Raw genomic sequence first — 12290 nt, forward strand, 5'->3', positions numbered from 1 at the left:
ATGCTTATCATTACCCTACTTTTTGCGCTAACCGACTATAATCAACTCGTAATGGATTATGAAATTGCCCACAGACTATTTTTGCAGGAGAATTATGCTCAGGCATTGCAATATTTTTCAGCAATGTTAAAAAAATATGGTGGTACTGATTTTGAAGATGAAATAAGATTCAGGGTAGCTGAATGTTATTTTAACATAAAGGACTATGACCGCGCAAAAGAACATTTTGAGACAATTTTGAAAAGAAAGAAATACGCATACCTTGAACCCGAATGTCTTTATGCAATTGGCATAATAGACATCTTGCAGGGAAATTATAGAGAGGCAGAACAGATTCTCCAGAGATTGTTGAAAAATCCTGCGTATGCGGAGGAAGACAGGGCAAATTTTGCCCTGGGGGTTTTATATTATTTTAGAGGTAGTTATCAGGAAGCAAAAGAAAAACTTGAAGGTTTGAAACTTCTTGAGGCAAAATTTTATTATGGTAAAGCATTATCCCGTCTTGGCAGCCCCCTTGAGGCGATAAAATCATTTAAAGAAATTCTTGATGAAGCACCAAATACACCAATTGCCACCCTTGCTGAATTTTCAAGGGCTGAGGCTTTATTCTTTAATAAAGATTTTGATGGGGCAAAAGTAAAATTCAGGGATTTCATTGCCTATTATCCTAAGTCTCCTTTGATTGATTATGCCCATTTCTTCTATGCTGCGTCTTTGATTCACTATGGTGAATATGCAGGTGCTGCGGAGCATCTTATCCCGTTGACAAGACATTCAGATAACCTCCTCGCTGCACATGCAGGGTATTTTTTAGGGATATGCAGAATGAATTTAAATGATGGACTTGGTGCGGTAAGTGCATTCCAGAGGGTAAGAGCCAATTATCCCAACACAATGATCTCATCCTATGCCAATCTCCAGTTGACCAAGGCATTGCTTGCCTATGGTGATACAATCCAGGCATTGACATCTTCAGCCCAGTTGGCAACAATGTTTGCATCCGGCGAACTCGCAAGTATTGGTGAATATCTGACCGGTATGATTTATTTTCAGAAAAAGGATTATGTAAACGCAATTAGATTCTTTGAATCATTATTATCTAAATACCCCAAGTCTCCATTAAGAGAACCAGGCGCAACAATGCTCTTATATGCACTTTATAATTTAAAGAATTTTGACTATGCGGTTACATTTGGCAGTAAATATATCAAAGACTTCCCTGATGAACAAAATGAATGGCGGGGAAGGACACTATATTTCCTTGCCGAGTCATACTATTATCTGAATAATTTTAGTGAAGCGGAAAAGGCATATCTTGCAGTTACAAAAGATTATTTTGGAATTGAAGTGTCTCCTTATGCCCGATTAGGACTTGCATATTCATTGTATAATCAGGACCGCCCCAAAGAAGCCCGGGATATATTTGAGAATATGAGCAAGGTTCCTTATGAAGATTCATCTCTTGTAATGGCAATATATCTCGGACTTGGTTATACACAGTTCAATCAACGCGATTATATGAAGTCAAGGGAGACATTTGAGGCATTATACAACACATTCCCAAAAGATGAGAGATGCGCTGTCCCTTCACTATTTTATGCCGGGATGTCATATTACAATCTTGAATACTATGCAAATGCAATAGAATCCTGGGAAAAGTTGATCGGTAATTTCCCAATGGCAAAAAAATCTGCTGAAGCTGGATTTCGTGCTGGAGATACATATTTTAAGGCGCTTGAATATGAAAAGGCACGAAGCCTCTTTCGCTGGGTCGTTGAAAACCATCCCAATGATGATTTCGCCCGCTCTTCACAATTAGCGATTGCCCAGAGTTATTATAATCAGAAAAATTATGATGAGGCAATAAGAGAGTTCCAAAAGTTTCTTGACCTGTATCCTACCTCTGATGAGGCAACCGCAGCCAGAAAAGGCATGGAGATGTGTTATTATCAAAAAGGGCTTGAGTCCACCGAAGCAATGCAGTATTTTGTTGAAAGATTTCCACAAAGTGAACTTGCCGCGGACGGGCAATACCAGATCGCCCAGAAATTCTTTGATGATAAAAAATATGCCCAGGCAATGGAAGAGTTTATTAAAGTTGTAATAAATTTTCCTTCTTCTTCTTACGCACCTGATGCCTTACTACTGGCAGCAGAATGTGCGGTGAATATAGAAGAATGGCAAAAGTCTACTGAATTATATGAAAGATATCTGAGCTACTTCCCGAAAGGGAAAGAGAAGGATGCGGTCTATTTTAATTTAGGCACCGCCTATTTTAATTTAAAAGAATATGGAAAGGCAATGAAGAGTTTTCAGGTCGTTGTAGACTCCTTCCCTTCATCCCAGTACCTGACCAATGCCCGACATAATATTGGAGTTTGCAAAAAATATCTTGGGGAGGCAGGCAGTGGTTCCGAAGGTATTCAGACTGAAGGACCAAAAGGAGAAAAATGAAAAAATCCGTGTTAATCCGTGTCTGCCATTCTTTCTGGCAGTTCATCCGTGCAATTCAGTGTGTTGCAAAGCAACAAGGAGGTTAAAAAATGATACTGGGTCAACCATTGATTGACATATTTAAAAACAGTATTGTAATGATAATCCTTTTATTATGCTCAATAATCGCCCTGGCTTTAATAATAGAAAGATTTTTGTATTTTGTAAGAAATAGTTTTGATACGCGTACTGGGTTTTTGCGTTTCAGCCAGGTTTTGCGAAATCAGGGCACAAGTGCCGCACTGGCTTATGCAAATCAGAAAAAAAATCCATTATTTGGATTATTTGCGGTTGCCCTGCAGAACCAGCATCTTGATGGAGACAATCTTTATGATGTTTTATCAAGTTATGTGATTGAAGAAAAATTGAAATTTGATAGGTATCTCGGTGGTATGGGCACACTCGCAAATGCAGCCACATTATTGGGTTTACTCGGAACCGTGACCGGTCTAATCCGCGCATTCCATAATATATCAATCACCGGTTCAGGCGGTCCTGCAGTAATATCAGCTGGCATTGCCGAGGCACTTCTAACAACTGCATTCGGTTTATTCATTGGTATTCCAACCCTTTTCTTTTACAATTATTACACAAAAAAGAGCAATGAACTGGCAATGAGTCTTGAAGGTGTATGCGACAAAATTATTGTACTATTGGATACAATTAAGAAAAAATCAGGTATTGCAAATCCTGAGCCAGTTGCGACAGCAAAGCCGACGCCACCGCCCCCACCACCAGAAGATACTTCCTGGAAGTTCTGAGATATGAGAAAGAGAAGACGCATCTATTTTGGAACAGAACCGCAGGGATTGATACTGAATTCACTCGTTGATATTGCTCTATCACTTGTCATAGGATTCATTGTTGCAATTCCTCTATTTTTTGAATCTGGAATTTTTGTGAATGCACCAGGTGTGGCAGCGGGTTCAGCAACTGAAGTAAGTGACATAAAGGTTAATATTCATCTCTTGAATGATGGTGGCATATTATTGAATGAAGAATTAGTAACATACGAAAGATTAGAAGAATTATTACCACAGTTGCTGGCGAGGAGTCTTGAGAAAAGAGTGATTGTTTCAACTGATACCGAAGTAACCTATGAAAGGGTAATACAGATACTTGATCTGGCAAAACAAAAAGGTGCAGGTGAACTTGCCTTATTGAGGAGTAGAAGATGAAACGCATGGAGAATGTAGACATTCTGCCAATGGCAGCAGTCGCCCTTATGGTTGTTTTAATGATGATGATAATCGCTCCTATGACAATGACACATACCAATACACCGGTCGAAGTACCAAAGGCACACACTGCTGAAGCAAAGACTGAAGAAAATTTCACAATCACATATACAATTGATAAAAAGTTATTTATAAATGACCAGCCCATTTCGCCCGATGATTTTGACAGCATTGTCCAACAGGCAGTAGAAAAAGACCCTTATCAATTGATAGTAATCCGCGCGGATAAAGATGTTCTTCACAAAGATGTTCTTGAAATTCTTGCCCGGGTAAAACAGGCAGGTGCAAAGCGCATTGCCTGTGCAACTAAAAAACCAAAGGAATAGTTATGTTCAGGGATAAAAGACTTGATATCGGTATTGCTATATCAATAGTCGTGCATATATTATTATTTTTACTCTTCTCCCGTTCCAGTTCTGCCTCCACCGCCAATTATGAAGATATAAAAGAGGTTACTTTCCTTGACCAATCTTATCGCCCCGAAGTAGCAAAGGTTGTATCAAAAGGTTCAATATGGGGTGAAGTAAGTGAAACTCCCGCACCTTCCACCGGCACTTATGGTGGTAGCGATATTGTGACTCCAGCGATTGACCTGAATGTAAAACTTGACCGTAGCCAGGCAAAGATAGATTTAAATCGTTATACACCGCAGGAAGGGGTTGGTGAAGTGATAAAGATCGGCAGTGCCAAAAATGGAACGATGAAATCAACCGAAGAAATTCTTGCCGAAAAACCAATTTCGCTTGCAAAAAATCTACCACGAGGTGCTGGGACAGAAGGTGGAACGGGTATTGGTGTCTATGGTGGTATTGGAAAACAAGCAGAAACACCTACAATAAAGATTGATAAAAAACCACCACCCACGACCCCCACTTCGCAGATTGGGAAACAGGTTGAAACAAAGGTTGAAGAAAAATTGAAGGTAGAAGCAAAAGGGACTGCTATTTCACTTGCCGGACCAATTGCCGACCGCGAGATAATGAAAAAGATACTGCCGCAGTACCCTGCCTGGTGTCTACAAAAAGGTATTTCGGGCGTGGTGAAGATAAGGGTGGAGGTCAATCCCGAAGGAAGTGTGAGGGAAAATATTAGAATTGAAATTTCTTCAGGTTATCCCGACCTTGACCAGAGTGTAGTAAATGCAGTTAAGGCATGGCTATTTGCTCCATTGCCTTCAGGCGTTAAACAAGAAATCCAATGGGGAATTATTACATTTAGATTTGTCTGTGGTTAATAAGGAGTGATAAATGAATATATTCTTTGTCTTATTTTTGTTCACCCAGGAGGCAAAAAAATCCGAACATGAGATTGGTGAAGAGGTCATAAAGGGTGAATTGAAATATAAGATAAGTGAACCAAAAATATATTTACAGGTCTCTTTAAATCCATTCGCCCCTCTGGATTCGGTGATTTCAAAGGAGCAGTATATATTTGATGAAAAACTTTATTCTACCATAGATGGATTAAATACACCAATCCTTTATCTTCACAGCGAGTATTTAAGAATGCCGCTTGTAGCAAGATTTATGTACGGCAGTATCGCCCTTTTCATACCACGATTTGAAAAAACAGTCTCTTCCTGGGAACTTGTAATCACTGACGCGAAAGGTGAAGTTATTAGACGCTATGCCCAGCGAGGAATGCCTCCGCCAGTCCTTTCCTGGGATGGCAGGACTGATAAAGGAGAAATGTGTAATATGGGTGAAGTATATAATTATGTTTTCACTGCCTTTGATGCAGTCGGCAATCCAACAAGAATAACCGGTCGGGCATATAAATTCAATGGCGTGGTATACGAAGAAAAAGGAAGCACAATAATTGCAGTATCCGCAAATGCATTATTTAACGAAAATTCATCAAATTTGCACAGTGAGTCAGGACCATATATTGAAGAGATTGCCAATATTGTAAAAGAAAAATTTAAAAAAGAAGTTGTTGTCTATTCTTATTCACAATCTGAAGCACTTGCCCGCTCTCGTGGGGAAATAATATTAAACGAAATTACAAAAAGGGCTGTGTTACAGAATAAGGCAGTAAGCACAGCCCCCCGTTTTATACCCGGACTTTTGCCTAAATATTCAAAGATCGAGATAGTAGTCCAGTAAAGATTATTTTGTAACTTTAATTTCAAACGGCTCAGCAATAACCTCTTTATCGGTATTGTAGTATTCATATACCCGTGAAGACTGGACCTTTGCCCGAACCGGATATTTCGCCTTGAGGCTGTAAGATAATTTAATCGGTTTGTCTGAAGAGATTGATTCAATATAGATAATTATCTGGCGCGAAGTCAAACTGTATTTCTGAATAACTTTTTTGTTAACATACTCATCAAGGGTCGGAGTTTGGACTTCAAATCCCGGTGGAATTCCTAAGTCAATCATCACCATCTGGGCAGTACCACTCTTTAATAATTTGATAGCAACATCAACATTGACCAAATCATTGATTGCCAGTTGCTTACGGTCATAGTTCAGGTCAATGGCAAAGAGGGGCATCGGTGGCTTTGGCAAATCCTTCCAGGGAATATAATAAGTACTCGTAAGCTCATACAGAAAACTGCCTTCGCCTTTGAGCTGGATCTCAATAGTATTTTCACCCCCTCCTTTATCCTCCCCCTTCAAGGGGGCGGAAAGGAGCGTGGGGGTCAAATCAACCTGCTGCATTACATCTGCATTGCTTTTATCAACTTTTATTTCAGTCACCTTTTTACCATTATTAAAGACAATAACCGTTGCATTCACATCTTCACTGACACTACCAAGTGCACCAACAAGTGCACGCAGGGCAATTATCGTTCCCTGGGTTGTATACCATGTTCCACTTGGGTCTTTAGAACGAATCAGATATGTCAATGCCTTGGTTGTCACATCGGCGAATTTGCCGGATTTTACCAATGCGTAGGTAGCAAGACCGCTTGCCTCAATATCCGCACCCTTACCACGGGTAAAAGTAATTGAGGGAAGTTCTGATTCCCAGTATATCGCACCATTATCTTCCTTTGCCATATCAATGAGTTTGCGCAAAACTTTTATAGTGATTTCGGATTTTGGTTCCATTGATACAAAGGCATTGGCAACAAGAGCAAGGATATAGGCATCGTTAACTTTTTCCCATTTACCTTTCAAATAATCAAGTCCCTTTTGTGCCGAGCCATCTTTCTGACCAATCTCTGCAAGTGCCCAGACAATATAAGCCGTTGGCATTATTTCATTATTTTGGATCCTTCCCCAGGCTTCAGCATGAAGATATTGCTTATCCGGTGACCAGGAACCATCTTTATTCTGTTGATTCTTTAACCACTGCGCAGTTCTTTCAATTACCCTTTCATCAATATTATATACCTTGCCCATATCATTGAATTCCATAAGACCATATGCGCTAAGAATCTTATTTGCCGGTGCGTCACCAAACCAGGAGAATCCACCACCCTTTACTTCAAACGATAGCAATCGCTGATAGCCAATGCTGATATACTCTTCCGCCTTCATTTCGGTCTCGGGTTTTATCTGCTGGGTCTGACGCAGATAGTTTAAAATCAAAATATTGGGATAAGTGATTGAAGATGTCTGTTCAAAACAACCATACGGCATTCCGAGCATTTTATCCAGCCCTTCCACAACCTGGGAATAGATTCCGGGATAGAGTTTAAGAATCAGAGAATTCGCACCTGAAATTGCGTTTGCCGGGAAACTCACCTTCTTAACTACATTTCCTTCAAGTCGGTCTGATATTATACTCTCAAATCTTTTGCCATCAGGCAATACCGCAATCTGCCTTTTAATTGCATCGGACTTTACTTCACCATATGCCTTTACGGTTATAGAATGATATCCAAGTTCCCTTACCTTTATCGGAAAGTATACAACCGATACTTCATCTTTATTTAGCATCTTTGTAACTTCTTTGTCGCCAAGAATCTCAAACCAATCTCCTCTTTCCAATACCAATTTGATCTTCTGCTCTTTAGGTAGATAATTATAAATTGCAATTGGAATTGATATTTCATCACCCTGGGTCAAGGCAACTGGTAAGTCTATATCAACAAAGAAATCCTGGAATACCCTTATCTGGGATAGTTCCGAACCCAATCCACCCTGCTGGGTAGATGCGAACATTGTGAGTCGCCAGGTCGTTATTGCATCGGGCATGGTTATCGAAATCTTTGCCTTTCCCTGGGCATCGGTAATCAGTGCAGGTTCAAAGATAAATGTTTCAGGGAAGTATTCACGCACCCGTGGCTCCTCGGGGCTTGCTTTTGGTTCAGTTTTATCCATTGTCGTCTTAACCTTCGCCGCACTCGGAACCGGCATTGCGCCACCCGGAGCAAATACCCTTTCTTCCATTACCTCAAACCTTCTCCAGCCCCATTCATTTATATCATCTTCAGTATCAAACACACCATCAGGGCCAGCACTAACAATTGTAAAGTAAGAAAAATATTCATTTTCGCAGGTTATACGATATTTTCTATTCCATGGGTCTAAAAGGTCGCTTTCTTTTAACAATCCTTCTTTTATGAATATCTCAATTGCCTTCTCGGTTTTCGGATAGTTGTCGTATTTGTCATAGTATTTGTTTATTGCGGTATACAATTTCTCGCGCACCTTTGAAATCTTTGTGTAGAATGCCTGAGCAATCTTTTCATTTATTTCTATCGGCGTAGTGTAATTAACCGGGAATGGCTCTTTTGGCGTAAGCGTTGAAAACATTACAACTTCTGCCCTTTCGTCAATTGCTGGTTGTTTAACAATGTTTGCTGGTTCAAATCCGTGGATTTCATAACGCGGGGTCATTATCTCTTTTTCCAGAGTAAAATAGACCTTCTCCAGCCCCGGTTGTAATTCACTCACTGCAAAGACTGCCTCATCAACGATTGCCAGACAGAGTGCTGCGATCTTAGGTCTGCCATTTCTGTCGGTAATCTTAAAGACGATCTCACCATCCTCACCGGGTAAATACTCTTTTTTATTTGGTTCTGCTTTTATCACCAAATCATTTGCCCCGTGAATATAGCAGAATCTTGTATCACGAATGATATCTGACCCCGGAGTAACTATATATGCGTGCAGCCAGATTGAACCCGTAATATCTGGTGTCAGTTGCAGTTGATAATTTCCCCTGCCATTTTTAATCTCAACTGATTTGGTGAGAATAGTTTGATTATCTTTGACAATATCAAGATAAACTCTACCTGTTTTTTTCGTTGTTAGAAATTCTAAATTGATATTATCACCAACTTTATATATTCCCCGTTTCATGCGTATTATTATCTGTTCCTGTTCAGTATTTAGTGCAAATTCCTTTTTCACCTCTGCAGTTTCGCCTTTATTATCGGTAACCTTCGCACTAATCTTTAATTCGGCATCTTTTGGTTTATATACAAATTCTGCAACACCATAATCATCGGTCTTGCTGATCAGTTTTGTTCCTTCTATATTTAATTCAACCTGTGCCAGACAGGGAGAACCATCAGGATAATTCGCCACGACATATATTCTGTTTTCAAGATTCGGTTTTAATTGACCACCTTCCGGCACAATTGCAATATTTATCAGATTCTGCACAACCTTTTTTGTCAAAGATATCTTTTCACTGTGATTTGCTTTATCAATTACCTCTACATCAAGACGGACAAAGGCATCTCCTTTTTCCAGTGGCTCACCAACAAAGTATTCAGGAAGTCTATAACTGAGATGATATAAACCATCTTTATTAGTCCTGCCTTCAATGACTGCTTCTTCATTGAAGCCAATATCAAATTTATATACTGTGATCTTTACCTTTCCATCCACGACCGGCTTGCCAAAGAAATACTGAACATCAATGTCTCCTTCAATTCTTTCACCAGGGAGATAGAATTCTTTATCGGTCTTCAGCGTGATTTTGAATTTGGGCAGGACATATTTTTCAATCTTTACTGTTTTCTCAGTCTTTTCATTATCAAGGATTGCACGAATCACCCAGTTGCCAAAGTTTACTTCATCGGCAAGTAGAAAAGGTGTATATGCTACACCGAATCCATCAGTCTTTACTGCTTTTTTAAAAACCTTATTTCCCTTTGCATCCTCAATCTCAAATATCACTTCTTTATTCTTCACTGCATTTAGTTTAGGCTTATGGAGAGATAATGTTCTTATATGAATTGTTTGCCCGGGTTGATAAATTGGTTTATCTGTAACGAGATATGTTAAATTGCCTGTATTAATTTTAAAACTTGTATTGTATTCGTCTTTGCCTAAATCAGAATTTACAATGAATTTTAATTCACCACCCTTTACATCCTCTGGTAAATTAAAAGAAACTTCACAGTTACCAAAATAGTCTGTGCTGCCTTCATAAACGGTGCGGTCAGTCTTTTGCCCCTGTAAAACTACCTTTATTTTTGCCCCGGTAATAGGCTCTTCAGTTCTTTGATTTTTTACGATAACGCGATATTTTATTAAAGTACCGGAAATAAAATTATCCTGCCCTAAAATCTTAACAATCATCTTATCTTGAAGTTGGAATAAAGAATAAACCTTTTCGGTTTTCTTAAATTTTACCTTTATCCTTAAAAGGTCCGGGTCTTCAACTTCTTTTTTTAATCTTATTTTTGTCGAAAATGAATAATAATCCTTGTTTATGTATATCCATTGGCTGAATTCCCCTATAACATTATCTTCAGGGTCCAATACCCAGACTTCACACTTGCCGATTTCTCCTTTTAATCCTTCAAACGGTATATTTAAGGTAAGTTCAGTGCCTTTACCATTGGAACCATTACCGGATATTAGTCCTAAAGCAAGTATTCCAATGCTCAATGGTAAAAATGATTTCATTATTCCTCCTTATCTATAATTAATTACAAATTTTCTTAAAAAAAATTCCTTTTTTATAACTTTATTTTATTTAGTTCATTCACCGGTTTTGGTCTGCAAAGATAAAATCCCTGTCCATATTTAATTCCAAGGTTTTTCAAAAATTGTAATTCATTTTCGTTTTCTATCCCTTCAGCAATTATTGTAGAATTAATACGATTAGCAAAATTTACAAATGATTTTATCAATTCCTGGCGAATGAGATTTTTATCAATATCCCTTACGAGGGTACGGTCGTATTTCAAATAATCAGGTCCTATCTCGCTAATCCTTTCCAGCGTTGAATACCCCACACCTACATCATCAAGGGCGATCTTTAATCCCCTGCCTTTTGTCCTGACCAGTATCTCCTGATAGACACCATAGTGGGGAATAGCAAATTTCTCAGTGATCTCAATGACGACACGATTATCTTTAACTCTACATTCAGAAAGAAAATCAACAAAATGGTTATCAAGCAATCTCGGTATCTGGTCCGGAGTAATATTCAAAAATATTAATGAATTAGAATTAAGTTTGGATGCCTCCCTTATTGCATTATAGAGACACAATTCTTCAATCTTTGGTAGTAATTCATACCTTGCCGCAAATGTAAATATGGTATCAGGGTCTTCAAAGAAAGAATCTTTTGGCCCACGACTGAGTGCCTCATAACCATAGATTGTTCCATCTCTTAAGTTAAATATAGGTTGATAAACCGTATAGATTGCCTTATTATCCAGCATCTTCATTAATTCCGAGTAAAGTTCTTTTTCTTTCAATTTATCGGGATAATGGGCGGCATATTTTAAATCCTCAATCGCATGATAAAGAAGTCTCTCGGTTCTAACCATTGGGTCAAGCCTTATGATTTGATAACTTGTATGCAAATCAATCCTTTCTATTACCTCCTTATGTTGAAATTCATGTTTTATTCTTTCAACCCTGTCTTTGAATTGTTCAGAGAGAACATTTAAATACGCTTTATCAACCAATCCACCGGATGAATTTTTGGTCAAAAAGATAAAAAAACCATCACCCATTATTGAAGAAATGGCGATCAATGCTGAACGGGGAATTAGTTTGCCAATTTCTCCCATTACACATATTGTAAAAAGTTTTATGAGTTCGTCATAAACCTCCCATCCAAACACAGGTTCAATCCTCTCTTGATCACCTATCGAAAGATACAATACTCCAATTATCTTCTCCTGTTCAATAATCCTTCTCAAGTCCTCCAATACCCCATAGACTGTTGGCAGACCACTTGCGCGATCATAAAGATTAACGCGATATTTATACAATTCAGATTGAACCTTTTCTATTTCGTTATTCATAGATTATTTCTTTCAATATAAAGAAAAATGTCGTTAATCCTCTTAAGTAACTCGTCGGCTGTGAACGGTTTACAAATATAATCAACCGCACCTTCTTTTAATCCAATGATCTTATCATAGGCATCCACTCTTGCAGTTAGCATTGCAACCGGTATCTTTTTTAATTTTTCATCTGACTTCAACATTTGCATTACGCCCCAACCATCTATCTCGGGAAGCATAATGTCAAGTAGAATAAGATCAATTTTTTCGGTCTGGAGTAATGCAAAACCCTGCTTGGCATCCTTCGCCCTATAGACATTGTAACCCACATCCTTCAACACCCTTTCCACAAAATCAAGGATGTCGTCTTCATCATCAATGACCAAAATGTTTTTGTTCAT

General features: G+C 38.7%; 9 protein-coding genes. 6 read left to right on the forward strand and 3 right to left on the reverse strand.

The genetic code is table 11. The features are described from left to right. The 6 genes from ABIL69_04160 to ABIL69_04185 all read left to right on the forward strand — a co-directional run bounded on the left by ABIL69_04160 (position 1) and on the right by ABIL69_04185 (position 5836). Entirely contained in the window at positions 1 to 2454 is a 2454-nt protein-coding gene (locus tag ABIL69_04160; GenBank protein MEO0123179.1) for a tetratricopeptide repeat protein, read from the forward strand. Positions 2455 to 2543: 89 nt separating this feature from the next. Continuing rightward, positions 2544 to 3254 (forward strand): MotA/TolQ/ExbB proton channel family protein, encoded by a 711-nt coding sequence (locus ABIL69_04165; protein MEO0123180.1) that lies wholly within the window; start codon positions 2544 to 2546, stop codon positions 3252 to 3254. 3 nt (positions 3255 to 3257) lie between these two features. Then, positions 3258 to 3671 (forward strand): biopolymer transporter ExbD, encoded by a 414-nt coding sequence (locus tag ABIL69_04170; protein MEO0123181.1) that lies wholly within the window; start codon positions 3258 to 3260, stop codon positions 3669 to 3671. Beyond that, a complete protein-coding gene (locus ABIL69_04175; GenBank protein MEO0123182.1) occupies positions 3668 to 4057 on the forward strand; it encodes a biopolymer transporter ExbD in 390 nt (129 codons plus the stop codon). The genes ABIL69_04170 and ABIL69_04175 overlap by 4 nt, the downstream gene beginning before the upstream one ends. A gap of 2 nt (positions 4058 to 4059) precedes the next feature. Continuing rightward, positions 4060 to 4965 carry a TonB family protein gene (locus ABIL69_04180; GenBank protein ID MEO0123183.1) on the forward strand — a complete coding sequence of 302 codons (906 nt, stop codon included), beginning with the start codon at positions 4060 to 4062 and terminating at the stop codon, positions 4963 to 4965. A 13-nt stretch (positions 4966 to 4978) separates the two neighbouring features. Continuing rightward, complete coding sequence (locus ABIL69_04185) at positions 4979 to 5836, forward strand: hypothetical protein (GenBank protein ID MEO0123184.1); 858 nt, start codon at positions 4979 to 4981, stop codon at positions 5834 to 5836. 3 nt (positions 5837 to 5839) lie between these two features. On the opposite strand, the gene ABIL69_04190 is transcribed toward ABIL69_04185, so the two are convergent. The 3 genes from ABIL69_04190 to ABIL69_04200 are packed head-to-tail and all read right to left on the reverse strand — an operon-like array spanning position 5840 to position 12290. Next, positions 5840 to 10552, reverse strand: a complete 4713-nt coding sequence (locus ABIL69_04190; protein ID MEO0123185.1) for an alpha-2-macroglobulin family protein — start codon at positions 10550 to 10552, stop codon at positions 5840 to 5842. Positions 10553 to 10605: 53 nt separating this feature from the next. Further along, complete coding sequence (locus tag ABIL69_04195; GenBank protein ID MEO0123186.1) at positions 10606 to 11907, reverse strand: EAL domain-containing protein; 1302 nt, start codon at positions 11905 to 11907, stop codon at positions 10606 to 10608. Continuing rightward, complete coding sequence (locus ABIL69_04200) at positions 11904 to 12290, reverse strand: response regulator (protein ID MEO0123187.1); 387 nt, start codon at positions 12288 to 12290, stop codon at positions 11904 to 11906. The genes ABIL69_04195 and ABIL69_04200 overlap by 4 nt, the downstream gene beginning before the upstream one ends.

This window comes from candidate division WOR-3 bacterium (assembly GCA_039802005.1).
Classification (GTDB): Bacteria; Hydrothermota; Tepidihabitantia; order SM23-42; family JAOAFX01; genus JAOAFX01.